Raw genomic sequence first — 24,665 nt, forward strand, 5'->3', positions numbered from 1 at the left:
CACACAACCACAAGAGGCACCCCATACCGCGAAACCGGGACCTACCTCCGCATATCGAGAAAGCGCTTCCTGTACGACCTCGCACGACGTACCGAGATCGGAGATCCTGTCATGGCCCAAGCCGCAGCCGTGGCGAAACCGCCCGCGCCACCCCGGCGGCGCCGTGCCTCCGCCACGCCGCGCAGGCTCCCGTACCTGCTGATCGCCCCGGCGGCCCTGCTCATGCTGGGCTTCATCGCCTACCCGGTCATCAGTGTCTTCTACTACAGCCTGCAGGAGTACAACCCCACCAAGCCGTGGCGCAACGGTTTCGCGGGCTTCGACAACTTCGTCCACGCCTTCACCGAGGACCCGCTGTTCTGGGACACGCTGGTCTTCAGCGCCAAGTGGGTGTTCGTCGAGGTCGGGCTGCAACTGCTGTTCGGGCTCGCGCTCGCGCTGATCGTCAACCAGACCTTCGTGGGCCGCGCGGTCGGCCGCGCCCTGGTCTTCTCGCCGTGGGCCGTCTCCGGCGTGCTGACCTCGGCGATCTGGGTGCTGCTCTACAACTCCCAGACCGGCATCACCCGTTACCTCGCCGACATGGGCATCGGCTCCTACGGCACCAGCTGGCTGTCGGACACCTCCACCGTCTTCCCGGCGGCGATCGTCGCCGACCTGTGGCGCGGCGTGCCCTTCTTCGCGATCCTCATCCTCGCCGACCTCCAGTCCGTCTCGAAGGACCTGTACGAGGCCGCCGAGGTCGACGGGGCCAGCCGCCTCCAGCAGTTCTGGAACATCACCCTGCCCCATCTGAAGGACGCGATCGTCCTGTCCACGCTGCTGCGCGCGGTCTGGGAGTTCAACAACGTCGACCTGCTCTACACCCTCACCGGCGGCGGGCCGGCCGGCGAGACCACGACACTCCCGCTCTACATCGCCAACACCAGTGTCGAGGCCCACAACTTCGGCTACGCGTCCGCCCTGACCACGGTCGCGTTCGTGATTCTGCTCTTCTGCTCGATCGTCTATCTGCGGCTGAGCAAGTTCGGAGGTGAGGACAAGTGAGCGTGAAGGAAGCCACCAAGGCCGCGCCCGCGCCCGTGCGCGCCGCCCCCGAACCGCCGCGTCCGACGAAGAGGAACCGGGCCTGGGACGAGGTCCCGCGCTGGCAGATCTACCTCCCGCTGTCGATCTACCTGGTCTTCACCCTCATCCCCTTCTACTGGATCCTGCTGTTCTCCCTGCGCCCGTCCGGCTCGACCTCGCTCGTGCCCTGGCCGGTCACCTTCGACCACTTCGAGAAGGTCTGGACGGAGCGGGCCTTCGGCACCTACTTCCAGAACAGCGTGCTGGTCGGCGTCGTCACCCTGCTGATGACGACCCTCGTCGCCCTGGCCGGCGGATACGCCCTCGCCCGCTTCAACTTCAAGATCAAGCGCGCCTTCATGCTCGCCCTGCTGTGCTCGCAGTTCGTGCCGGGCGCGCTGCTTCTGGTGCCGCTGTTCGAGATCTTCGCCGAGCTGCGGATGATCAACTCACTGGGCAGCGTCATCATCGCGGAGACGGTCTTCCAGCTGCCGCTGTCGATGATCCTGATCAGCAACTTCATCAAGAACGTGCCGTACTCCCTGGAGGAGGCGGCCTGGGTCGACGGCTGCAACCGGATGACGGCCTTCAGGATCGTCGTCCTGCCGTTGCTGCGGCCCGGTCTGATCGCCGTCGGCTCCTTCGCCTTCGTGCACTCCTGGAACCACTTCCTGTTCGCCCTGATGTTCCTCAACAACCCGGAGCGGCAGACCATCCCGGTCGGCCTCAACACCCTGATGGGCGCGGACAGTGTGGACCTGGGGGCGTTGGCCGCCGGCGGGATCATCGCTGCCGTGCCGGTGGTGATCGTGTTCGCGTTCATCCAGAAGTGGCTGATCACGGGGTTCAGTGCGGGGGCGGTGAAGGGATGAGGATCCGTCATATAGGTGCGGTGACCGGTCTGTTGGGGCTCCTGTGCGTCCCTGCTCACGCCGACGCCGTTGGAAGTGCCGCGACCGGTGGTCAAGCGTCTGCTTCGCCGTCGTGGCTGGTCGCGCAGTTCCCCGAGCCCCTTGAGGGCGTTGCCGCGGACGCCCCGTTCAGCGACATCAGCCGCGACGCGCTGCCCCCGAACGACGGCTGGGCGGCGGCCGACGGTGGTACCACGGGGGGTTCCACCGCCGACGACGCGGAGCGCTCCGCTGGAAGAGCCGCGATGGGTGGTCGATCGTCTGCGGCGTCATCGTGGCTGGTCGTGCCTCTCGGCGGAGCCGCATCTCGATACAGCCCTGCGTCCCTTCGGCGCGCTGCCGAACCGCTTCGCGACATCAGCCGCGACGCGCTGCCCCCGAACGACGGCTGGGCGGCGGCCGACGGTGGTACCACGGGGGGTTCCACCGCCGACGACGCCCACGTCTTCACCGTACGCAACCGCAGTGAGCTGGTCCGGGCCCTCGACGGCGGCAGCGCCACTCCGAAGATCATCAAGGTCGCCGGGACCATCGACGCCAACACCGACGACGACGGCGACCACCTGGACTGCGCCGACTACGCCACCGACGGCTACAGCACCAGGAAGTACCTGGCCGCCTACGACCCCCGCACCTGGGGCTCCGCCAAGCCCAGTGGCCCGCTGGAGGAGGCCCGTAAGGCGTCGGCGGCCAGGCAGGCGGAGCGGATCGAGCTGGCCGTGGGCTCCAACACCACCATCGTCGGACTCGGCGACAAGGCCGTGCTGAAGGGCGCCGGCCTCCAGCTCAGGGGCGCGGACAACGTCATCGTCCGCAACCTCGAACTCCGCGACGCCTACGACTGCTTCCCCGTCTGGCAGCCCAACACGGGTGGCCTCGGCGACTGGAAGACGGCGTACGACAACATCTGGCTGCGTGGCGCCACCCACGTCTGGATCGACCACGTCACCATCAGCGACAAGGGCCACCCGGACGAGAAGGAACCCACCTACTTCGGCCGCAACTACCTCCGCCACGACGGCCTGCTGGACATCACCAACGCCTCCGACCTGGTCACCGTCTCCTGGAGCCGGTTCGCCGACCACGACAAGGCGATGCTCATCGGCAACGGCGACACGGCGACGGGGGATCGCGGAAAGCTGCGCGTCACCCTGCACCACAACGAGTTCGAGTCCGTCGTCCAGCGCGCCCCGCGCGTCCGCTTCGGGCAGGTGCACGTCTACAACAACCGGTACGTCGTCCCGGCCGACGCCCACGACTACCGCTACTCCCTCGGCGTGTCGACCGAGTCGGCGATCTACGCCGAGAACAACGCCTTCCACACCCCCGGCCACATCGAGGCCGCCGACCTGGTCAAGAGCTGGAACGGCACCGCCCTCCACCAGTCCGGCACCCTCTTCAACGGCTACCCGGTCGACCTGCTCGCCATCTACAACGCCTACAACTCCGGCAGCGAGCGCGACCTCACGGCGGACGTCGGCTGGACACCTACCCTGCACACAAAGATCGACAGCGCCGAGGCGGCCGACCGAGCGGTGGCACGCGGCGCGGGCGCAGGGAGGATCCCATGAGCACTGCCGTCCCCATCGTCCTCGCGGGCGCGCGCGGCCACGGCCGCTGGCACCTGGAGAACATCCGCCGGCTCCAGGACAAGGGCATCGTGCGGCTGGCGGGGATCTGCGAGCTGACCCCGCTGAGCGAGGAGGAGCTCCCCGAGGGGCTCGTCCTGCCCTCGGGCGCCCCTGAGCAGTCCGCCGACTTCGGTGCCCTGCTCGACTCCACCGGCGCGCGGATCGCGGTGATCTGCACGCCGATCCCCACGCACACCGACCTGGCGCTGACGGCGGCCCGGCGTGGCGTGCACCTCCTGCTGGAGAAGCCGCCCGCCCCTTCGTACGCCGAGTTCCGGCGCATGGCCGACGGGGTCGCCGAGGCCGGCGTCGCCTGCCAGATCGGCTTCCAGTCGCTGGGCTCGCACGCCGTGCCCGCGATCCGGACGCTGATCGCCGAGGGCGCGATCGGCGAGATCGCCGGGATCGGCGGCGCCGGTGCCTGGGCGCGGGCCGAGGCGTACTACCGGCGGGCGCCCTGGGCGGGCAAGCGCAGGCTGAACGGCGTCGACGTGATCGACGGCGTGCTCACCAACCCGCTCGCGCACGCCGTCGCCACCGCGCTCGCACTGGGCGGCACGACCCGCGCCGAGGACGTCACGGAGATCGAGACCGAGCTCTACCGCGCCAATGACATCGAGTCCGACGACACCTCCTGCGTCCGCGTCACCACGCACCACGGCCCCGAGGTCGTCGTCGGCGCGACCCTGTGCGCCGAGGACCCCGACGAGCCGTACGTCGTCGTCCACGGCGACCGCGGCCGGATCACCTTCTGGTACAAGCAGGACCGCGTCCTGCTCCAGCGCGCGAACCACGGCCCCGAGGAGTACGAGTACGGCCGCACCGACCTGCTGGAGAACCTGGTCGAGCACCTCGCCGACGGCACCGACCTGCTGGTCACGCCCGAGGCGACCGGCGCCTTCATGAAGGTCGTCGAGGCGATCCGCCTGGCCCCCGACCCGGCCCCCCTGCCCGACGGGGCCTGGCAGCTGCTCCCCGACGAGCAGCGCCGGGTCGTGCCCGGCATCGACGGCCTGGTCGCAGCCGCCGCCGACACCCTCGCCCTCTACTCCGAGCTGGGCGCCCCCTGGGCGCTGCCGGCGAGATCGAAAGAGGTGAGCACCTGATGACCCCCCACGACACCGCGGTGCTGCGCGTCGCGGGCCGCCCCGTCGGCCGGTACGTCACCCGGCCCGAACTGCCGCCCCGGCTCTCCCCACGCCCCTACCTGCACCCCGTCACCACCCTGGCCGGCACGGCGGTCACCGAGCTCGGCCCCGCCGACCACACACACCACCTCGGCGTCGGTGTCGCCGTTCCCGACGTCGAGGGGTCCAACTTCTGGGGCGGACGCACCTACGTCCGCGACCAGGGCCCGACCGAGCTGGACAACCACGGCGCCCAGCGGCACACCGCCTTCCAGCTCCGCGACCCCGACGGCTTCGTCGAGGAACTGCGCTGGGTCGCGGCAGGCACCGAGCTGCTGCGCGAACGCCGTACGGTCGCGGCCACCGAACTGACCGAATTGGCCTGGGCGCTGGACTTCACCTTCTCCCTCACCAACGTCACCTCCAGCCCCCTGTCGATCGGCAGCCCGGCGACGAACGGCCGCCCGGATGCCGCGTACGGCGGCTTCTTCTGGCGGGCCCGCAAGGAGGCGTCGGCGCCGGATGTGTTCACCGTCGACCGGGATGGCGAGCAGGAGATCCACGGCACCCGCGCCCCCTGGGTGGCTCTCGCGGGCGCCACCTGGACCCTGATCTTCGCCGGGGCCACCGAACAGACGCGCCGGGACCCGTGGTTCGTACGCGCCACGGAGTACCCCGGCGTCGGCTCCTCCCTCGCCTCCGAGGAACGTCTGCCGATCCCGCCCGGCGAGACCGCCGTACGCCGGATCGTCACCGTCGTCGCCGACGGCCGCGTCAGCCGGCTCGAAGCGGCGTCCCTGGTCCGCAAGGCGGTGAGCCCATGACCACCTACACGAACCCCGTTCTCAACGCCGACTGGTCCGACCCGGACGTCGTCCGCGTCGGCGACGACTTCTACCTCACCGCCTCCAGCTTCGGCCGCGCCCCGGGTCTTCCCCTGCTGCACTCCCGGGACCTGGTCAACTGGGCCCTGGTCGGACACGCCGTCGAACGCCTCGAACCGGCCGAGGAGTTCGCGGCACCCCGGCACGACTGCGGTGTCTGGGCCCCGTCGATCCGCCACCACGACGACCGCTTCTGGATCTTCTGGGGCGACCCCGACCAGGGCATCTTCCAGGTCAACGCCCCCGAGATCCGCGGCCCCTGGACCGAGCCCCACCTGGTGAAGGCGGGCAAGGGCCTGATCGACCCCTGCCCCCTCTGGGACGACGAGACCGGCGAGGCGTACCTCGTGCACGCCTGGGCCAAGTCCCGCTCCGGGATCAAGAACCGCCTCACCGGCCACCGCATGCACCCCGACGGCACCGAACTCCTCGACGGAGGGAAGGTCGTCGTCGACGGCGACCGGATCCCCGGCTGGTTCACCCTCGAAGGGCCCAAGCTCTACCGGCACGACGGCTGGTTCTGGATCCTCGCGCCCGCCGGGGGCGTGGAGACCGGCTGGCAGGGCGCCTTCCGCTCGCGCGAGTTCTTCGGGCCGTACGAGGAGAAGATCGTCCTCGAGCAGAAGGACACCGACGTCAACGGACCGCACCAGGGCGGCTGGGTGCGCACCCCGTCCGGTGAGGACTGGTTCCTGCACTTCCAGCAGCGGGGCGCCTACGGCCGGGTCGTCCACCTCCAGCCGATGCGCTGGGAGACCGACGGCTGGCCGGTGCTCGGCGACGAGGGCGCCCCCGTGGCCGTACACCCGCTGCCCGACCTGCCGGCGCAGCCGCCGGCCGCGCCCGCCACCGACGACGACTTCCCCGGCGGACGCTTCGGACGCCAGTGGAGCTGGACCGCCAACCCGCAGGACGGCTGGGCCACCCAGCACTCCGGCGACGGGCTGAAACTGACCTGCGTCCGCTCGGCCGACGCGCACGACCTGCGCAGACTGCCGAACATCCTCACCCAGCGACTGCCGGGCACGCCCTGCGCGGTCGAGGTGGAGCTACGACTGGACAGCGAGGAGCCGGGGGCGCGGGCCGGGCTCGCGGTGCTCGGGGACGCGTTCGGCTGGATCGGGCTGCAGCGGGGCACGGACGGGGCGGTGCAAGTCGTGCACCGGTTCGCCGAGGCCGTCGCGGAGAGGGAACGGGACGCCGAGCACGCGCGGCTCGCACCGGACGGTCGGGTGCGGCTGCGGATCGAGATCGGGGCGGGGGCGCGGTGCCGGTTCTTCTCCGACACCGGTGACGGGCTCCGTCCGTCCGGGCCCGTCTTCGCCGCCACTCCGTGGCGCTGGGTCGGCGCCCTGCTCGGCCTGTTCGCTCTCGCGCCCGCCGGAGCGGGACACGCCGGCGCGGCAACCTTCTCGCACTTCAGGATCGACACCCTGTAACGCACCTGACCCGTATGCCTGTTGGGAGCCGCAATGACGCAGCACCTTGATAGCAAGCGCTTGCGCAGATCGGGGGGCGGCAAGGCCCTGGCCGCCGTGCTCGGCCTGGTCACCGCGCTGAGCCTCGGGGCGATCGGGGAGGCGAGGGCCGCGGGCCCGACGGCGACGCCGGCTTCCGCCGCCCACTGGACCGACCGGCCGCACGGCTTCGCCTCCCTCGCCGGCGGCACGACCGGAGGCGCGGGCGGCAAGGTCGTAACGGTCACGGACCAGGCCTCGCTGGTGAAGTACGCGGCGGCGCCGGAGCCGTACATCATCCGGGTGGCGGGGTCGATCGACGTCGAACCCTTCGGCTCGGACATCGTGGTGGGGTCGGACAAGACCATCGTCGGTGTCGGTGACACCGGTGAGATCGTCCACGGCGAGCTGCATCTCAACCCCGGCACGAGCAACGTCATCATCCGCAACCTGACGATCCGCGACTCCTACGTCGAGGGCGACTGGGACGGCAAGACCACCGACTTCGACGCCGTCCAGATGGACACCGTCGACCACGTCTGGATCGACCACAACCGCTTCACGCACATGGGCGACGGACTGCTCGACATCCGCAAGGACAGCCAGTACATCACCGTCTCCTACAACCAGTTCACGAACCACAACAAGGCGTTCGGGATCGGCTGGACGACCAACGTCCGGACGCAGATCACCATCGACCACAACTGGTTCACGGGCACGAAGCAGCGCAATCCGTCGGCCGACAACTGCGCCTACGCGCACCTGTACAACAACTACCTGTCGGCGCAGGTGGCCGACGGCGACCCGGTGTGGACGTACGGGAACTGGGCGCGCGGCAAGACCCGGATGGTCATCGAGAACAGCTACTACGACGGGGTTCAGCATCCCTATCAGGCCGATGCCACGGCCCAGTTGGTCGAGCGCGGGTCGATTCTGAGGAACGCCAGCGGGCGGCAGGACGAGTGGGGTGCCGCCTTCGATCCGCGGGAGTTCTACGACTACCGGCTGGATCCGGCGGCGGCCGTCCCGGCGCTGGTGACGCGGTTCTCCGGGCCGCAGAAGCGGATCGGTGTGACCCTTCATGTCCCCGGGGACTACCCGGCCGTGCAGGCGGCCGTGGACGCCGTGCCCGACGGGAACGCCGTCCCGGTGACGGTCGCGGTGGCTGCGGGGACGTATCGCGAGAAGGTGTTCGTTCCCGCGAGCAAGCCGAACATCGTGCTGCAGGGGACTGGACGCGACCGGTCCGACACCGTCATCGTCTTCGACACGCCCGCCGCGTACGGCGGTTCGACGGGAAGCGCGACGGTCAGGATCGCCGCGAACGACGTCACCGCCCGCAACCTCACCTTCAGCAACGGCTTCGACGAGGCCGCGCACGAGCTGAACGGCGAGCAGGCGCTGGCCATGGGGGCGCCCCGATGAGTCCCCATGGCCAGTGGGTAGGTGCAACCAGGACACCCTGTTGGCCTGACCTCGTCGGAGACGAGGCTCCGGTCATTGCTGACTCGGCTTCCTGCTTCGCAGCGTCCCGCCGTCCACGTACGTGCAAGGGACGGTGTGCCGCCCTACGGTCTTACGTTCGCTCCACAGGCCACATCCACCAGCCCGGCGGAATGTCCGCCAACTTGGTTATCACTGACGGGCGTTGCCAACCGTACCAGTTTGACTACGCAGTGTTGCCGCGCGGTCAGCCGGGCGCCGTCGCCCAGGTGCTGATCCGCGACACCGAGCTGCCCGCCGCGATCAAGGCCTCGCCGTGGACCGACATGAGCGGGTTCTCGTGGAAGGACGCGCGGTTCGCGGAGTACCGGAACTTCGGGCGGGGACCGCGATCACCGCGGACCGTCCGCAGATGAGCGACGAGGAGGCGCGGACCCACACCGTCGCCGACTACCTGAAGGGCGCAGATGGCTGGGTGCCGCACGTCCGGCGCTGAGTGTCTCTCTGCGCCTGAGGGACCCGATGACCCCCCACAACTTCATATCTCCGTTTGATCCAGAAGAGAGAGCCGACCAATGAAGATCAGCAATCGCAGGAGCAGCACAGGCGGGCGCCGCACGTCGGCCGCCGTCGCCCTGAGCGCCGTGCTCGCCCTGACCGCCACCGCCTGCGGTGACGACGGCAGCGGCGGCGGTGGCGACAAGGGCGCCGAGGGCAGCGGCACGGGGAAGATCGTCTTCTGGGACAACAACGGCGGTGTCCGCACCGACATCTGGAAGGAGATCATCGCCGACTTCGAGAAGGCGAACCCGGACATCAAGGTCGAGTACGTCGGGATCCCGTCCACCGACTACCAGTCCAAGGTGGACACCGCCATCCAGGGCGGCGGCCTGCCGGACGTCGGCGGTGTCGGCGCGGCGATGCTCGCCGGGTTCGCCGCGCAGAACGCGCTGGAGCCGCTGGACGACCGGCTCGCCAAATCCTCCCTCAACGGCAAGCTCAACGAGGACATGGTCGCCTCGCTGAAGGCCGCGGGCGGTGGCGACGGCAAGCTGTACTCGATTCCGACCTCCGCGAACAACGGTGTGCTGTACTACCGCACCGATCTGTTCAAGAAGGCCGGGCTGGACGAGCCGACGACCTGGGACAAGTTCTACGAGGCCGCGGACAAGCTCACCGACGCCAAGAAGAACGAGTTCGGTTACACCATCCGCGGTGGTGCCGGGTCCATCGCCCAGGCGCTGGACGCGATGTACGGGCAGTCCGGGATCACGTCCTTCTGGAAAGGTGACAAGACCACGGTCAACGATCCGAAGAACGTGGCCGCGCTGGAGAAGTACGCCGCGCTCTACAAGAAGGTCACTCCGGCCGCCGACCTCAACAACGACTTCACCAAGATGGTCGCCCAGTGGGATTCCGGCACGATCGGGATGCTGAACCACAACCTGGGGTCGTACCAGGACCATGTGAAGGCGCTGGGCACGGAGAAGTTCCGGGGCATTCCTCAGCCGACACTGGCCGACGGCAAGCGGGTTCAGGTCTCCAACCCCGTGGACGGGATCGGGCTGTTCAAGAGCTCCAAGAACAAGGAGGCCGCCTGGAAGTTCATCGAGTTCGCCACCTCGCACGAGGAGAACTCGAAGTTCAACGAGGCGGCGGGGCAGGTGCCGGCGAACAATGACGCGGCCAAGGATGCGTGGATTTCCAAGGCCGAGCCGACGAAGTTGGCTGCCGCCGCGCTCACTGACGGTTCGACCACCATCGTGCAGCTGCCGTACTACCTGCCCGACTGGAACACCATCTCCAAGGCGGACAACGAGCCGAACTTCCAGAAGGTGCTCAATGGCGACCTGAGTGCCAAGGAATTCCTGGACACCATGGCCGGGCAGCTGAACGAGGCTCAGGCCGAGTGGAAGGAAAGGAACGGCTGAGAGCTCGGTCGGTTCTGTGCGCGGCCGGCTGCGGGTTGTTTGTGGCTGGTCGCGCAGTTCCCCGCGCCCCTCAGGGGGTTGCACCACCCGCGCTTGAAAGGGACTGTCGTGTCTCTTACCCGTAGACAGGTAACCGTGGCGGCCGTTGCCGCCGTTCCTCTCGCCCTCGCGGGCACCGGTACCGCTCGAGCGGCGCAGCGCCCTCGCACCCTCTACATCGCCGGTGATTCCACCGCCGCCCAGAAATACGCCGACGCCGCTCCCGAGACCGGGTGGGGCATGGCGCTGCCCTTCCTTCTGCACAAGGATCGGCCCGTTTCCAATCATGCGGTGAACGGGCGCAGTTCCAAGAGCTTCGTCGATGAAGGGCGGCTCGACGTCATTCTCCAGGCCATTCGGCCCGGGGACTTTCTTCTCGTCCAGTTCGCGCACAACGACGAGAAGGTCGCCGATCCCACTCGGTACACCGAGCCCTGGACGACGTACCAGGACTATCTGCGGCTGTACGTCGACGGCGCCCGTTCCCGGGGCGCGCGGCCGGTGCTGGCCACCTCCGTGGAGCGGCGGAAGTTCGACGCGAGCGGCAACGCCGTGCCGACCCACGGCGACTATCCGGCGGCGATGCGCGCGCTGGCCCAGGAGGAGCGCGTCACGTTGCTCGACATCCAGGCGCTGTCGCTGGCGTTGTGGCAGCGGCTCGGGGTCGAGGAGACGAAGAAGTACTTCAACTGGACCGCCACCGAGCAGGACAACACCCACTTCAACCCGCCCGGCGCGATCGCCGTGGCGCGGCTTGTGGCGCGGGAGCTGCTGCGTACGCGGGTGCTCGGCCCGCAGGACGTGCGCCGGCTGGACGAGGAGATCCCGGAGTCCTGGATCACCTGGCCGCAGGCCGCCGCGTAGGACCAAACCCGGACTGCAGAAAAGAGAGCCGCACAATGAAGGCACAGGTATGGCATGGGCATGCCACAAGAAGGGCCGCCGTTCTGATCGGCTGCACCGCGCTCGTCCTCGGCCTCACCGGCACCGCGGCGGAGGCCCGCTCCCGTGACCTCGGGCGTGAGGTCCTCGGTGCGGGCGACGGCTGGGGCTCGGAGGGGGCGGGGACCACGGGTGGATCGGCCGCCGACGCCGAGCACGTCTACACCGTGACCACGTGGGCCGAGTTCAAGGCCGCCCTCAAAGACGGCGGCAGTGCGCCCAAGATCATCAAGGTCAAGGGCATGATCGACGCCGTCTCGGAGGGGTGTGAGGCCTTCGCCGTCGAGGGTTACGACTTCCAGCAGTACCTCGCCGACTACGACCCGGACGTCTGGGGTCACGACAAGCCGGTCAGCGGTGAGCAGGAGGACCTGCGGGCCGCCTCCGCCGCCAACCAGGACAAGGAGATCAAGGCCGACGTCCCCGCCAACACCACCATCGTCGGTGTCGGGAACGGGTCCGGGATCCGCGGCGGCAGCCTCCAGATCAAGGCCGTGGACAACGTCATCGTCCGCAACCTGACGATCGAGGCACCCATCGACTGCTTCCCGCAGTGGGACCCCACCGACGACAACAAGACCGGCGCCTGGAACTCCGAGTACGACGGTGTCGTCGTGTACGGCTCCACGCATGTGTGGGTCGACCACAACACGCTCACCGACGGGCGTTACCCCGACAGCTCCCTGCCGTCGTACTTCGGCAAGGTCTTCCAGCAGCACGACGGGCTCCTCGACATCGTGCGCGGCGCGAACCACGTCACCGTTTCCTGGAACGACTTCGAGGACCACGACAAGACGATGCTGATCGGCAACAGCGACAGCGCCGGCTCCACCGACAGCGGCAAGCTCAAGGTCACCCTCCACCACAACCTCTTCCGGGGCATCGTGGAGCGGGCGCCGCGCGTACGGTTCGGCCAGGTGGACTCGTACAACAACCACTTCGTCGTGACCGGCGACCAGTCGTACGCCTACACCTTCGGCGTCGGCAAGGAGTCGCAGCTGTACGCCACGGACAACGCCTTCTCGCTGCCGTCCGGTGTCAGCGCCGCCAAGACGCTGAAGAAGTGGAACGAGTCCCCGCTGACCGCCGAGAACAACTACGTCAACGGGAAGCTGACCGACCTCATCGCCGTCCACAACGCCGAGATTCCGGGGGAGACCCTCCAGTCCGGCGCGGGGTGGAAGCCGACCCTGCGGACGAAGGTCGACAACCCCAAGGCAGTGCCCGGGATCGTCGACCACTGCGCCGGCGCCGGCCGACTGGGCTGACCCACCCGCACCGGGCCGGGGCGCCGAGCCCCGGCCCCACCACCCCCACGGCGAGGAAGTACCCCGACACCCCCGAAGAGCCGCACTGCGAAGGAGCACCCGCATGCCCTCGCCCCACCACCCACTCCCCCTGTCCAGAAGGGGATTCCTGACGGCGGGCGCCGGAGCCGGCACCGCCCTCGCGCTCGCGACGGTCCCCGCGCGGGCCGCCGTCCGACCGCGACCGTTCGGCCGCCACGGTTCCCCGGCCGCGCGCCTGACCCCGCAGACCCTGTACGTGGACCCGTCCGGCCAGGGCGACTTCACCACCGTCAAGGCCGCCGTGGCCGCCGCGATCGGCAGTGGCTGGACGCTGGTGGTCGCGCCGGGGACGTACCGGGAGACGGTCACCCTCGACGTGTCCCGCACGGAGACGACCTGGCTCGGCGCCAGTGGCGACCCGCGCGACGTCGTCATTGTCTACGACAACGCCGCCGGCACCCCCAAGCCCGGCGGCGGCACCTACGGCACCACCGGGTCCGCCACCACCCTCGTCCAGGCCGACGGCTTCACCGCCCGCGCCATCACCTTCGCCAACGACTGGCTGCGCGCCGACCACCCAGGCATCAGCGGCACCCAGGCCGTCGCCATCAAGGTGCAGGGCGACCGGTCCGCGTTCCACCACTGCCGTTTCCTCGGCCACCAGGACACCCTGTACGCCGACTCCATGGCTCTCGGCGTCTTCGCCCGCCAGTACTTCTCGCACTGCTACGCCGAGGGCGACGTCGACTTCGTCTTCGGCCGGGCCACCGCCGTCTTCGAGCACTGCCACTTCCGGACCCTGACCCGGACCGACCTGGCGTCGGCTCCCTACGGCTTCGTCCTCGCGCCCTCGACGGCGGGCGCCAACCCGCGCGGCTACCTGGTGACCCGGAGCCGTGTCACCAGCGAGGCCCCGGACGCCTACTACAAGCTGGCCCGCCCCTGGGTGCCCAGCTCCGACACCACCGCCCGCCCGTCCCTCGTCGTCCGGGACACCCACCTCGGCCCCGGCATCGACGCGGTCGCGCCCTACACCAACATGTCGGACGCCTTCCCCTGGCAGAAGCAGCGCTTCGCCGAGTACCGCAACACCGGCCCCGGCGCGGTCGTCCCCGTCCCCGAGAACCGGCCCCAACTCAGCGACGGGCAGGCCGGGTCGGCGACCCGTGCGGCGTACCTGGGCGACTGGGAGCCGTGGAAGGAGGCGTGCTGACATGCGCAGGCGCGCTTTTCTCACGGCCGGGACGGGCCTGCTCGTCGCCGGGGCCACCCCCGCCTTCGCCGCCGGGTCCCGCCGTGTCCTGCACGTCCGCCCCGGCGACTCCGTCCAGGCGGCCGTGGACGCGGTGGACGGGCCCGGCTGGACGATCGTCGTGCATCCGGGGACATACCGCGAGGTCGTCAACGTGCCCGTCGACAAGGTGGAGTTGACCCTGCGCGGCGCCTCCCGCGACCCGCGCGACGCCGTCATCGTCCACGACAACGCCAACGGCACTAAGAAGCCCGACGGCACCACCTACGGCACGGCGGGCTCCGCCACCTTCGCCTCGGCCGCCCCCGGACTGACCGTCCGCGATCTGACCCTCGCCAACGACTGGCTGCGCGCCGACCACCCCGACATCACCGGTACGCAGGCCGTGGCGGCGTACGTCACCGGTGACCGGTCGTCCTTCGAGAACGTCCGCTTCCTCGCCCACCAGGACACCCTCTTCGTCGACACGACCGCGCTCGACGCCTTCGACCGGCAGTACTTCCACCACTGCTACATCGAGGGCGACGTCGACTTCGTCTTCGGCCGGGCGACGGCCGTCTTCGACGAATGCCGTTTCCACACCCTCCAACGGGACGTGGGCTTCACCCCCAAGGGCATGGTCTTCGCCCCGTCCACCGCCCGCGCCAACCCGTACGGCATCCTCGCCCTGCGCTCCCGCGTCACCTCCGGCGCCGAGGACGGGGCGTACAAGCTGGCACGGCCCTGGGTGCCGTCGTACGAGACCACCGCCTGGCCGTCCCTCGTCGTGCGGGACACCCGGATCGGGCCGGGGATCGACGCGGTGGCGCCGTACACCGACATGCGGGAGCAGTATCCCTGGCAGAGCATGCGGTTCGCGGAGTACCACAACAGCGGGCCGGGTGCGGCGATCCCGGTTCCGGAGAACCGGCCTCAACTGGCCGCTGCCGAGGCTCGGTTGCACACGCGGAGGACGTATCTCGGCGACTGGCGGCCGTATGCGTAGGGTGGCCGCTCTCCTCGTCTGCGTGGGCCTGTTCTGGCCCACCCCCGCCTCGGCGGCCCCCGCCCCGGAGTGGGACCCCGCCGACGGCTACGACTACCAGGCCCTGCCGTCCGCGTCGGCGGTCGAGCAGTACGTCGTCCGGCATGCCGGGGCGGGGAGGCCGTATGAGCGGCCATGAGGCAGTGGGGCGCCGGGCGTTCGTCGTGGGAGCGGGCGCGGCCGCGCTGTTCGCCGGGGGAGCGACGAGCCGGGCGGAAGCGGCCGTGGTGGGCGGGCCGCTGCCCGACTTCCACCCCGCGCTGAAGGACGAGCTGACCTTCCCGCTCGCCTGGGGACGGTCCCCGGTCCGCGACTTCCGCGCCTGGCGCCGCGCGGCCCGCGCCAAGGTCGAGGAGCACCTCCTCGTCGACCGGCAGGACGGGGTTCCGTACACACCCGAACACACGAGACCATCCCCGGCCGACGGCTTCACACGGGAGCTGGTGACCCTCTCCCTCACCCGCCACGAACGCGTCCGCGGCGCCCTGCTCACCCCGCACGGCCCCGGGCCCTTCCCCGCCGTCCTGCTCCTGCACGACCACGGCGCCCGGTTCGACATCGGCAAGGAGAAACTCGTCCGGCCCTGGTACGACGACACCCGGCTCGCCTCCGCCCAGGCGTGGGCCGACCGCTACTTCAGCGGATGCTTCGTCGGCGACGAACTCGCCCGGCGCAGCTATGTCGTGCTCGCCCTGGACGCCCTCGGCTGGGGCGACCGCGGGCCGATCACCTACGACCAGCAGCAGGCACTCGCGAGCAACTTCTACAACCTGGGCTCGTCCCTGGCCGGGCTCATGGCCAGGGAGGACGCACGGGCCGCCGGCTTCCTCGCCGGTCTCGACCGCGTCGACGCCCGCCGGATCGCCGCCGTCGGGTTCTCCATGGGCGCCTACCGCGCCTGGCAGACCGCCGCGCTCAGCGACCACGTCGCCGCCGCGGCGAGCGTCTGCTGGATGACCGGCCTGAAGCAAATGATGGTGCCCGGCAACAACACGCTGCGCGGGCAGTCGTCGTACTACATGCTCCATCCGGGGCTTCCCCGGTTCCTCGACTTCCCCGACGTGGCGAGCATCGCCGCCCCCAGGCCGATGCTCTTCCTCAACGGCGGCCTCGATCCGCTGTTCCCCGCCGACGGCGTCCGCGTGGCGTACGACAAGCTGCGCGCCGTCTGGCGCTCCCGCCACGCCGAGGAGCGGTTGCACCTGAAGACCTGGCCCGACCTCGGCCATGTCTTCGTCGACCGCATGCAGGACGAGGTCTTCGACTGGCTCGACTCCGTCCTGTGAACCATCCCCCCACCCGCACGAGAAGGGACCCGCTCGCCATGTCTCGTCGTACCGCTCTGGCCACCGCGACGGCCCTGGCCCTGGGCACCGGCCTTGCCGTCCTCCCCACCCAGGCCCAGGCCGCGACCGTGGTCGTCAGCAACTCGACCGACCTCGCCAACGCCATCAAGAACGCCACGCCCGGCACCGTCATCCAGGTCCGCGGCGGCACCTACTACCCGACGGCCACGCTCCAGTCCACGGCCAACGGCACCTCGTCGTCGCCGATCACGCTCACCGCGTACGGCTCGGAGACGGTCAAGATCGACGGATCGTCGCTCCCCTCGGGCGACTGGATCTTCAAGCTGACCGCCGACTACTGGAACGTCTCGAAGATCACCTTCCAGAACTCCCCGGACAGCGCGGTCGTCTGCCAGTCCTGCACCGGAACGGTCTGGAACAACATCAAGACCATCAACGGCGGCGACTCCGGCTTCACGCTCACCGGCGACGGCACGGTGAACAACACCGTGAAGAACATCGACTCCTACGGCCACTACGACGCCGCCAACCACGGCGAGAACGCCGACGGCATCGCCGTGAAGTTCGGCTCGGGCACCGGCAACCTGATCACCGGCGCCCGCCTCTACAACAACTCCGACGACGGTCTGGACTTCTGGTCCTTCTCCTCCCCGGTCACCGTCGAGCACACCTGGGCCTTCGGCAACGGCAAGAACCGCTGGGGCGACTCCGCCTTCGCGGGCGACGGCAACGGCTACAAGCTGGGCGGCGACGGCGAGACCGTGGCCCACGTCGTCAACAACTCCGCCGCCTGGGACAACGCCGGCAACGGCTTCACCGAGAACAGCAACAAGGGCGCCATCGTCATCAACCGCACGACGGCGTACGCCAACGCCAAGTGGGGCTACTACTTCGCCACCGGTGCGGCCCGGCTGGGCAAGAACCTCGCCGTGAGCAATGGCAGCGGCCTGGTCAGCAAGGGCGGCTCGGTCGTCTCGTCGGGCAACAACTGGGACTCCGGCATCTCGACCCCGGCCTTCCGGTCCACGGACGCCTCCACCACGTACAACGCCCGCCAGTCCGACGGCTCCCTGCCGGTGACGACCTTCCTGACCACGGGCAGCACGACCATCGGGGCGACGATGGACTGATCTGCCCGGGGGAGCGCGAGACCCGTTCGTCCGTGAGACAGGTAAAGATCGGGCAACGGGTCTCGCGCTCATGAGGGTGACGCGCGTAGAAATCTTTGTCATGCATAAACCACTGCGTATCGCGGCCGTCACCGCCGCCTGTGCCGTCGCCGGTGCCGCTCTCTACGGCGCCGGCGCGGCCACGGCCGGACAGTCGACCGCGAACAGCACCCACGAGCCGTACAACATAGGGGTGCTGGTCAAGGACATAGACACCTACTACGGCACCACGCTCGACGCGAACGGTGTGTATCAGGCGTCCCCGGACAGCCCCTACGCCAAGGACCTCGCGCGCATCGACGCCGACGCGCGGAAGTACATCGACAAGGCGGCTCGCAAGGCGCTGCACAAGGGCGAGAAGCCGGCCGTCGTGTTCGACATCGACGACACGCTGCTGCTCAGCCTCGACTACGAGAAGAAGACCAACTACACGTACAACGGCACCACTTGGGCCGAGTACGTGAACAAGGCCGACCGCCCGGCCGTCTTCGGCAGCCCGGAGCTCGTGCGGTACGCCGAGAAGAAGGGCGTCGAGGTCTTCTACAACTCCGGCCTGAGCGAGGCCCAGCGCTCCGCCGCCGTCGAGAACCTGAAGAAGGTCGGCGCCGATGTGAACCTCGACGCCGACCACATGTTCCTCAAGGACAAGGCGAACCCGCCGGCCTATCTCGGCGAGTGCGCCACGCCGGGCACCTGGAACTGCACGACCGTGCAGTACAAGTCCGGCACCCGGCAGCACATCGAGGACGACCTCGGGTACGAGATCATCGCCAACTTCGGCGACCAGTACAGCGACCTCGAGGGCGGCTTCGCGGACCGGACGTACAAGCTGCCGAACCCGACGTACTTCGTCAGCTGAGCGTCAGCCCTTCACCGGCCTTGTCCCCTCCAGCGTCGGCACCACCGGCTCGATCGTGCCGTCGGCCGCGAACTTCAGGCGGTCGACGGTCGTCTCGCGGTGCATGCCGTCGCCGCCCGGCTTGCCGGGCCCGTTCAGGGCGAAGCGGTGGTAGACGATGTACCAGTCGTCCGTGCCGGGCACGTTCACCACGGAGTGGTGGCCGGTCGCGAGGATGCCGTACTCGGGACGCTTGGACAGGATCGTCCCCTTCTTGGTCCACGGGCCGAGCGGGGACGGTCCCGTCGCGTACGCCACGTGGTAGTTCTCGCTGCGGGTGTCGTCCTCGGACCACATGAAGTAGTACGTGCCCTTCCGCTTGATCACGAAGGAACCCTCGCGGAAGTTGTCCGGGGTGATGTCCCGCACCTCAGACGCGTCGAACGACACCATGTCGTCGTTCATCGGGACCACGTACCCGTGCCCGTTGCCCCAGTACAGGTACGCCTGGTCGTCGTCGTCCGTGAAGACCGCCGGGTCGATCATCTGGCCCGGGAGCGAACCGCCCTTGGCCACCAGTGGCTTGCCCAGCGCGTCCCTGAACGGGCCCGCCGGGGAGTCGGCCACCGCCACGCCGATCTGCTGCTCGGCGCAGAAGTAGAAGTAGTACTTGCCGTCGCGCCCGGCGATCGCAGGGGCCCAGGCGTACTTGTCGGCCCAGCCCACGTCCGGCCCCAGGTCCAGGATCACCCCGTGGTCCTTCCAGTGGACCAGGTCCTTCGACGAGTACGCCTTGAACCGCGTCCCGCTCCAGCCCTGGAAGCCGTCCGTCGTCGGGTAGATCCAGTACTCGCCGTTCAGGTAGTGCACATCCGGGTCGGCGTTGAGGCCCGGCAGGACGGGACTGCCGGTCCGTACCGCCTCGACCGTCCAGGTGCGCCGCGTGCCGTCCGCCGCCGTCACCGTGTACGTCTGCGGCTTGCGGAAGTCGCGCCGGGTGCCGGAGCGCGGGGTGACGGTGGCGCCCTCACCGGCCCAGAGCCTGGGCGCGAGGCGCGACAGGTCCGCGTCCGGCCGCATGGGCAGCACGACCTTCGACGCGCTCTCCGTGACGATCGCGTACCCCTTCTGGTCCTTCGCCGTCGCGTCCACGACCGAGGCGGGGCTCGCGGGGTACGCGGCGAGCAGCCGGTCGTACTCCGCCTGCGTCACCGGGATCACCGTGCCGTGCCGGGGGCTGGCCGGCAGCTGGTAGTTCCGCGACGGGCTCCATTTGCCGGAGTCGAGGTCGGTCGTCTCGAAGGGGATGTAGCCGCGGCCGCCGTACTCGTCGATGAACAGGTACCACTTGTCCTCGGTGTTCGACTTGAACACCGTCGGGCCCTCGCCCCGGTCCATCGCCCCGCTGCCGATGCAGTCGGCCACGAAGTCGTACTTCGTCGAGGTCAGCGAGGTCGACTTCTCCCCGGTGATGAACTTCGCGCAGGGGCTGGAGGAGGTCGGGTCCCGCTCGTCCTTGGTGTAGCGGTAGTACATGCCCTTGTGCTCGACGACCGTCGAGTCGATGACCGAGTAGCCGGGGTCGTTCCAGATCTTCGGCTCGCTGAAGGTACGGAAGTCCTTCGTGGTCGCGTACAGCATCTTGTTGTACGTCGATCCCGTGTGGTCGGGGTCGTCGGCGGCGTACAGCTTCGACGCCCAGAAGACGACGTACTCACCGAGGCCCGCGTCCCAGTAGGCCTCCGGCGCCCAGGTGTTGCCCGCGTTGCCGGGGGAGACCTTCACCAGGCGCTGGTCGGTCCAGTGGACCAGGTCGGTCGACTCCCAGACCATGATGGACTTGCTGCCGTGCCGCTGGACGTGGTCCCAGCTGCCGCTGCTGTTCTGGTACATCCGCAGGTCCGTGGCGATCATGTAGAACCTGTCGCCCTCGGGGGAGCGGATCACGAACGGGTCGCGCAGCCCCTTCTCACCGATCGTCGACGTGAGGACCGGCTTCCCGGCGTTCAGCTCGCGCCAGTGCAGCGGGTCGTTGCCGCGGCTGAGGGCGTAGCGGATCTGCTCGCCGTCGGCGGTGCCCTCGCCGATGAAGTAGGCGAAGAGGTAGCCGGCGTACTTGGGCTTGCTCACGGGTGGTGCTCCTGAGTGGGCGGAACCGGGTGGGGCGGTGAGGAGGGCGAGAAGCAGCGAGAGACAGGCGGCGAGAAGTATGCGTGGGCGCATATCAGTCCTGTGTGAGTGTGGGGGTTCCTGTTGAGTGGTGTGCGCCTTGGGAGTCTCACCAGCGGGAAACTGCACGTCAATCGGTGAGTGCGCGATGAGCGGGCGCGAAAGTTTCGCTTGTTTTCGGTGAGGTGCGGCAACCTTCGCGGCCATGGCGGCGACCGGATGTCAGAAGCGGGCCGGGGCGGCCCCTCCGGCCCGCTTCGTCGTCCCCATTGCCCAGGAAAGGAACGCCCCGTGCGTCCGAGCACCGGCCGTCACCGCAGGACCCGTACCCTCTCCATCGCCGCGGCGATCGCCGTCGCCTCCGGAGCGGGCGGCGTCTACCTCGGCCTCTCCAGCGGCGGCGCCGAGGCCGCCTCGACGACGGTCACCGTGTCCGGCACCGCCCAGCTGGAGTCGGCCGTCAAGAACGCCGCCGCCGGTACGACGATCCAGGTGCGCGGCGGCACGTACCAGCCGACCGCCACCCTCAAGTCCACGGCCAGCGGCACGAGTTCGGCGCGGATCACGCTGAAGGCGTACGGCAGCGAGAAGGTGAGGATCGACGGGTCCAGGCTGCCCGACGGCTCCTGGCTGGCCGGCATCTACGGCGACTACTGGACCGTGCAGAACCTCACCTTCGTCAACTCCCCGGCGCAGGGCTTCGTCGCCACGTCGTCGGTGGGCGGCGTCTTCAAGAACCTCGTCACCGCGAACAACGGCGACTCCGGGTTCACGCTGCGCGGCGACGGCACGTCCGGCAACCTCGTGCAGAACCTGGACAGTTACGGCAACTACGACCCGGCCGGGCACGGTCAGAACGCCGACGGGATTGCGATCAAGTTCGGCTCCGGGACGGGTAACAAGATCACCGGGGCGCGTCTGTACAACAACTCGGATGACGGCATCGACCTCTGGCAGTTCTCCTCGCCGGTCACCATCGAGCACACCTGGGCCTTCGGCAACGGCAAGAACCGGTGGAACGACTCCGCCTTCGAGGGCAACGGCAACGGGTTCAAGCTCGGCGGTGGTGGTGCATCGGTCGCGCATGTCGTCAACAACAACGCGGCATGGGACAACACCCTGCACGGGTTCACGGAGAACTCCAACACCGGGGCGATCGTGTTGAACCGCAACACCGCGTACACCAACGCCGAGTCGGGCTTCTACTTCGCCACCGGCAAGGCGCGGCTGGCTCGCAATCTCGCCGTGAGCAACAGGAAGGGTCCGGCCAAGCTGGGGTCGTCGGCCGTTTCCGCGGCGAACAACTGGGACAGCGGGGTGTCCGCCCCTTCCTTCAAGTCCACGGCCGCGACGACGGCGTACGGCGCCCGCGAGGCGGACGGCTCACTGCCCGCGACGACATTCCTGACGACCGGCTCCACCACCATCGGCTCCACGATGAACTAGCTCTCAGGGTCAAGAAGAACGCCCCGCCTGTCGTCACAGGCGGGGCGTTCCTGTCGCCGACCGAGGGGGGCTCTAGCCGGCGGCGCTGCTGGCCGAGGGGGGCTCAGGCCAGCAGGTCCAGGCAGTCGAACGAGGTGCCCGGGCTGAGGTACGCCGAGCCGCTCGAACCACTGACGATGTTGATCTTCAGGACGTTGTACTGGGTCGTGTCCGTCTTCCACGCACTACTAGGGACGCTGAAGGTGAACATGTGGTTGTTTCCGCGGTACGAACCCGTGGTGAGCGAGCGTGTCGAGGGCTGAGTGGGAGCCGAGGGGACGGCCGAGACCCAGTCGTTCACGGTGATGCGCGGCCGGCCGTTCAGGAACGCGTCCGTCACCCCGACCCGCAGCGTGTGCGCGGCGGCCGCCTGCTCCTTGGTCAGCTTGAAGTAGATCAGGATGCCGTCGTTGACGTCCTTCCACATGTACGCCGGGAAGGACGCCGCCTCGCTCCCGCCGCCGATCGTCACGTTCCCCGTCCACTTGGCCGCGCGGCCGTCGGACGGATGCGCGTACGTCATCAGCTCGGCGTTCTTGAACTCGCCGGGCGTGCCGTCCCAGTCGCCGAGCCGCCAGATGGTCCTGGCCGCCGACGGGTCACCGGTGAGGGTGATGGTGTGCAGCGAGGTCGTCGCGCCCGCCGTCACCTTCACCGTGCCGGTGTGCACGGCGAGTTCGCCCTTGTGGACGGTCATCGTGTACGTCCCCGGCAGCATCCCCTTGCAGGAGAACGCCCCGGAGCCGGCCGCGGCCTTCGTCCAGTACTGGGCGTCCTTGTTGGCGAAGCCCACGGTGTACGTGTACTTGGCGTCCATGCCCTTCAGACCGACGCCCGCCACCTTGCCGCGGCCCGACGCGCCGACCCAGCCGGTGATGCCGAGGCCGTCCACCCACGAGGTGTCCAGCTTGGCGTGGAAGAGGGACGACGAGGGTGCGCCGCCGTCGGTGAAGGACAGCACGTACGGGCCCTGCAGGCCGAAGCGCTCCGGCTCCGTCTGCGCCTGGTTGTAGTGCAGGATCTCGTACAGCGCGGCGCCCTTGTCGTTGGAGTGGCGCAGCAGGGAGCGGTAGAACGGGCCGCCCGAGGCCTTCTCGTGGTTGGAGCGCACCAGCCACAGGCCGGCCTTGCCGGTGGTGAAGCCGACATGGTCGTAGTCGAGGGTGCGCTTGCCCGAGTAGTGCTTGGAGTGGGTCGTGCCGTCCGCGCGCTTGAAGACGTCACCGGCCTCGATGACCTTGTCCGAGGCCTCGATCCAGGTGTCCGAGCCCTCGTTCGGGAAGATCCCGGGCTTGAGGCGGACGATGTAGCGGGTCGCCGTGAAGGAGGCGTCCGCCTTGTGCGTCCACAGGTAGACGTTGTTCTGGCCGCTGCGCGCCGCGTACCACTGGGTGATCGCCCCGTGCACGACCTTCACCAGGACCGTCGAGCCCGACTGCCGGATGGTGACCGTGGACGCGCCGAGCCCGGACTCGACGTGGGAGTGCTTGCCGCCGTACCCCTCGTACTCCTTGCCCTTGTAGACCAGGGACGTGAGGTCGCCGGTCGACTTGGAGACCTTGAAGACCAGCGAGGCTCCGGTGTCGACGACGTAGTTCGAACCGTCGTCCTTGTAGCCGAAGGTCGCGGCGGAGGCGGAGGAGAGAAGGCCGGTGCCGCCCGCGACGGCGGCGCCGGTGGCGGCGACGCCGATCGCGGAGGCCCCGAGCACCCGTCTGCGGGTGAGGCTTCTCTTGTGCGTGCTCACAGGTCGTGCTCCGGGGAACGGCCCGGGAGAAGCCCCGGGGTAAGTGCTTGAACGTTCACTCACTGGTACGTGATGTCAGATGACGAGAACTTGCAGGAGGTTCCGTCCGGGCCGCTGCCGAGTTCCTTCGGCTCCTTGCCGCTGCTGTTGCCCTGGAAGCGGGTGCAGGTCTTGATCTTCTTGCCGCTGTCGCCGTGGACGCGGATCTTGCGCAGGGCGGCCGTGTCGCCGTAGTTGGAGTTGCTGCCGACGATCGACTTGCCGGGCGCGGTGACGTCCACGTCGTTGATGATGATCGTGCGCTTGTACTGCGTGGAGCAGTTGCCGCAGGAGCGCACCAGCTTGCCGAAGTTCTCCACCTGGAACTTGGAGACGACCAGCTTCCCGGCGCCGTTGAACTGGAGCACCTTGTCGTCGGCGTTCTTCGCGCCGCCGCCGTACACCGTGTACACGGCTGACGACGACTTGCCCTTGAACGTCGCGGCGTCCTCGCCGACGTCCAGCCACCACACGTTCTGCAGCGTGCAGGAGCCCTTGCAGTGGACGCCGTCCGCGGCCGGGGTGCCGATGATCACGTTCTTCAGGACCGCGCCGTCGGCCAGCTCGAAGACCGGGTCCTGGCCCTCCTCCTGGCCGCTGCCGCCCAGGTCGCCGGTGCCGTAGAACTTCGCCATCCTGCCGTCGTAAGTGCCCGACACGGGGATCGTCTTCGACACCGGCTTGCTCCCGTTGGGCGTCGGCCAGGACGCGGCGGCACCCGCGGTGGACAGTAACGACGTGGTGGTGACGATGGCCGCGCCGGTGATGCCGAGCGCGCAGACCCCGGCGATCAGGGCCCGCCGCTTGGTGACCCTGCGACGGTGACGGACGCGCTGTTCGGACTGAGCTGTCATGACCCGGTTCCTTGCGTGGAGGGGGATCCTTGCGTCTCCTGGTCGCCACGCGTGCGGAA

The 24,665-nt window shown here is 69.0% G+C and carries 20 protein-coding genes and 1 pseudogene; 18 read left to right on the forward strand and 3 right to left on the reverse strand.

Features of this window, described 5'->3' with window-relative positions:
• The first annotated feature begins 111 nt into the window (after positions 1-111).
• The 17 genes and pseudogenes from ACZ7L6_RS37755 to ACZ7L6_RS37835 all read left to right on the forward strand — a co-directional run bounded on the left by ACZ7L6_RS37755 (position 112) and on the right by ACZ7L6_RS37835 (position 18,333).
• Positions 112-1,047, forward strand: a complete 936-nt coding sequence (locus tag ACZ7L6_RS37755; RefSeq protein ID WP_471932043.1) for a carbohydrate ABC transporter permease — start codon at positions 112-114, stop codon at positions 1,045-1,047.
• Positions 1,044-1,940 carry a carbohydrate ABC transporter permease gene (locus ACZ7L6_RS37760; RefSeq protein WP_471932045.1) on the forward strand — a complete coding sequence of 299 codons (897 nt, stop codon included), beginning with the start codon at positions 1,044-1,046 and terminating at the stop codon, positions 1,938-1,940. Before ACZ7L6_RS37755 ends, ACZ7L6_RS37760 begins: the two co-directional genes overlap by 4 nt.
• A 176-nt stretch (positions 1,941-2,116) precedes the next feature.
• Complete coding sequence (locus tag ACZ7L6_RS37765) at positions 2,117-3,550, forward strand: pectate lyase family protein (RefSeq protein WP_471932286.1); 1,434 nt, start codon at positions 2,117-2,119, stop codon at positions 3,548-3,550.
• Positions 3,547-4,716, forward strand: a complete 1,170-nt coding sequence (locus ACZ7L6_RS37770; protein ID WP_471932047.1) for a Gfo/Idh/MocA family protein — start codon at positions 3,547-3,549, stop codon at positions 4,714-4,716. Before ACZ7L6_RS37765 ends, ACZ7L6_RS37770 begins: the two co-directional genes overlap by 4 nt.
• Entirely contained in the window at positions 4,716-5,561 is an 846-nt protein-coding gene (locus ACZ7L6_RS37775) for a DUF6807 domain-containing protein (protein WP_471932049.1), read from the forward strand. The genes ACZ7L6_RS37770 and ACZ7L6_RS37775 overlap by 1 nt, the downstream gene beginning before the upstream one ends.
• The gene (locus ACZ7L6_RS37780) at positions 5,558-7,060 is read left to right on the forward strand and encodes a glycoside hydrolase family 43 protein (RefSeq protein WP_471932051.1); all 1,503 of its coding nucleotides are present in this window, start codon (positions 5,558-5,560) and stop codon (positions 7,058-7,060) included. The genes ACZ7L6_RS37775 and ACZ7L6_RS37780 overlap by 4 nt, the downstream gene beginning before the upstream one ends.
• A 33-nt stretch (positions 7,061-7,093) precedes the next feature.
• The gene (locus ACZ7L6_RS37785) at positions 7,094-8,503 is read left to right on the forward strand and encodes a pectinesterase family protein (RefSeq protein ID WP_471932053.1); all 1,410 of its coding nucleotides are present in this window, start codon (positions 7,094-7,096) and stop codon (positions 8,501-8,503) included.
• A 257-nt stretch (positions 8,504-8,760) separates the two neighbouring features.
• A pseudogene (locus ACZ7L6_RS37790) lies at positions 8,761-9,017 on the forward strand (pectinesterase family protein); the annotation flags it as partial.
• Between the two features lie 79 nt (positions 9,018-9,096).
• On the forward strand, positions 9,097-10,452 hold the full coding sequence (locus tag ACZ7L6_RS37795) for an ABC transporter substrate-binding protein (RefSeq protein WP_471932055.1): 1,356 nt from the start codon (positions 9,097-9,099) through the stop codon (positions 10,450-10,452).
• A 108-nt stretch (positions 10,453-10,560) separates the two neighbouring features.
• Entirely contained in the window at positions 10,561-11,355 is a 795-nt protein-coding gene (locus ACZ7L6_RS37800) for a rhamnogalacturonan acetylesterase (RefSeq protein ID WP_471932057.1), read from the forward strand.
• A gap of 35 nt (positions 11,356-11,390) precedes the next feature.
• Positions 11,391-12,701, forward strand: a complete 1,311-nt coding sequence (locus ACZ7L6_RS37805) for a pectate lyase family protein (protein ID WP_471932059.1) — start codon at positions 11,391-11,393, stop codon at positions 12,699-12,701.
• A gap of 103 nt (positions 12,702-12,804) precedes the next feature.
• Entirely contained in the window at positions 12,805-13,935 is a 1,131-nt protein-coding gene (locus tag ACZ7L6_RS37810) for a pectinesterase family protein (protein WP_471932061.1), read from the forward strand.
• A 1-nt stretch (position 13,936) separates the two neighbouring features.
• Complete coding sequence (locus tag ACZ7L6_RS37815; protein ID WP_471932063.1) at positions 13,937-14,959, forward strand: pectinesterase family protein; 1,023 nt, start codon at positions 13,937-13,939, stop codon at positions 14,957-14,959.
• Between the two features lies 1 nt (position 14,960).
• On the forward strand, positions 14,961-15,137 hold the full coding sequence (locus ACZ7L6_RS37820; protein WP_471932065.1) for a hypothetical protein: 177 nt from the start codon (positions 14,961-14,963) through the stop codon (positions 15,135-15,137).
• Entirely contained in the window at positions 15,124-16,284 is a 1,161-nt protein-coding gene (locus ACZ7L6_RS37825) for a dienelactone hydrolase family protein (protein WP_471932066.1), read from the forward strand. The genes ACZ7L6_RS37820 and ACZ7L6_RS37825 overlap by 14 nt, the downstream gene beginning before the upstream one ends.
• A gap of 38 nt (positions 16,285-16,322) precedes the next feature.
• Positions 16,323-17,435: a right-handed parallel beta-helix repeat-containing protein gene (locus ACZ7L6_RS37830; protein ID WP_471932067.1), complete on the forward strand. Its 1,113-nt coding sequence runs from the start codon at positions 16,323-16,325 to the stop codon at positions 17,433-17,435.
• Positions 17,436-17,535: 100 nt separating this feature from the next.
• Positions 17,536-18,333, forward strand: coding sequence for an HAD family acid phosphatase (locus tag ACZ7L6_RS37835; RefSeq protein ID WP_471932069.1), 798 nt, complete (start codon positions 17,536-17,538; stop codon positions 18,331-18,333).
• A 3-nt stretch (positions 18,334-18,336) separates the two neighbouring features.
• Here ACZ7L6_RS37835 and ACZ7L6_RS37840 read toward each other — a convergent pair whose 3' ends face one another.
• On the reverse strand, positions 18,337-20,535 hold the full coding sequence (locus tag ACZ7L6_RS37840; protein ID WP_471932071.1) for a glycoside hydrolase family 43 protein: 2,199 nt from the start codon (positions 20,533-20,535) through the stop codon (positions 18,337-18,339).
• 237 nt (positions 20,536-20,772) lie between these two features.
• Here ACZ7L6_RS37840 and ACZ7L6_RS37845 point away from each other — a divergent pair, with 237 nt between their 5' ends.
• The gene (locus tag ACZ7L6_RS37845; protein WP_471932073.1) at positions 20,773-21,927 is read left to right on the forward strand and encodes a right-handed parallel beta-helix repeat-containing protein; all 1,155 of its coding nucleotides are present in this window, start codon (positions 20,773-20,775) and stop codon (positions 21,925-21,927) included.
• 103 nt (positions 21,928-22,030) lie between these two features.
• Here the strand turns inward: ACZ7L6_RS37845 and ACZ7L6_RS37850 are convergent, their stop codons facing one another.
• Positions 22,031-23,713: a rhamnogalacturonan lyase B N-terminal domain-containing protein gene (locus ACZ7L6_RS37850; protein WP_471932075.1), complete on the reverse strand. Its 1,683-nt coding sequence runs from the start codon at positions 23,711-23,713 to the stop codon at positions 22,031-22,033.
• 59 nt (positions 23,714-23,772) lie between these two features.
• Entirely contained in the window at positions 23,773-24,606 is an 834-nt protein-coding gene (locus ACZ7L6_RS37855; protein ID WP_471932077.1) for a pectate lyase, read from the reverse strand.
• Positions 24,607-24,665: the final 59 nt, after the last annotated feature.

The organism is Streptomyces sp. NPDC107522 (assembly GCF_055657525.1).

Coding starts and splice junctions, on each gene's coding strand:
- ACZ7L6_RS37755 (WP_471932043.1), top strand. CDS start 112: ATGGCCCAAGCCGCAGCCGTGGCGAAACCGCCCGCGCCACCCCGGCGG.
- ACZ7L6_RS37770 (WP_471932047.1), top strand. CDS start 3,547: ATGAGCACTGCCGTCCCCATCGTCCTCGCGGGCGCGCGCGGCCACGGC.
- ACZ7L6_RS37775 (WP_471932049.1), top strand. CDS start 4,716: ATGACCCCCCACGACACCGCGGTGCTGCGCGTCGCGGGCCGCCCCGTC.
- ACZ7L6_RS37780 (WP_471932051.1), top strand. CDS start 5,558: ATGACCACCTACACGAACCCCGTTCTCAACGCCGACTGGTCCGACCCG.
- ACZ7L6_RS37785 (WP_471932053.1), top strand. CDS start 7,094: ATGACGCAGCACCTTGATAGCAAGCGCTTGCGCAGATCGGGGGGCGGC.
- ACZ7L6_RS37795 (WP_471932055.1), top strand. CDS start 9,097: ATGAAGATCAGCAATCGCAGGAGCAGCACAGGCGGGCGCCGCACGTCG.
- ACZ7L6_RS37805 (WP_471932059.1), top strand. CDS start 11,391: ATGAAGGCACAGGTATGGCATGGGCATGCCACAAGAAGGGCCGCCGTT.
- ACZ7L6_RS37810 (WP_471932061.1), top strand. CDS start 12,805: ATGCCCTCGCCCCACCACCCACTCCCCCTGTCCAGAAGGGGATTCCTG.
- ACZ7L6_RS37815 (WP_471932063.1), top strand. CDS start 13,937: ATGCGCAGGCGCGCTTTTCTCACGGCCGGGACGGGCCTGCTCGTCGCC.
- ACZ7L6_RS37825 (WP_471932066.1), top strand. CDS start 15,124: ATGAGCGGCCATGAGGCAGTGGGGCGCCGGGCGTTCGTCGTGGGAGCG.
- ACZ7L6_RS37830 (WP_471932067.1), top strand. CDS start 16,323: ATGTCTCGTCGTACCGCTCTGGCCACCGCGACGGCCCTGGCCCTGGGC.
- ACZ7L6_RS37835 (WP_471932069.1), top strand. CDS start 17,536: ATGCATAAACCACTGCGTATCGCGGCCGTCACCGCCGCCTGTGCCGTC.
- ACZ7L6_RS37840 (WP_471932071.1), bottom strand. CDS start 20,535: ATGCGCCCACGCATACTTCTCGCCGCCTGTCTCTCGCTGCTTCTCGCC.
- ACZ7L6_RS37855 (WP_471932077.1), bottom strand. CDS start 24,606: ATGACAGCTCAGTCCGAACAGCGCGTCCGTCACCGTCGCAGGGTCACC.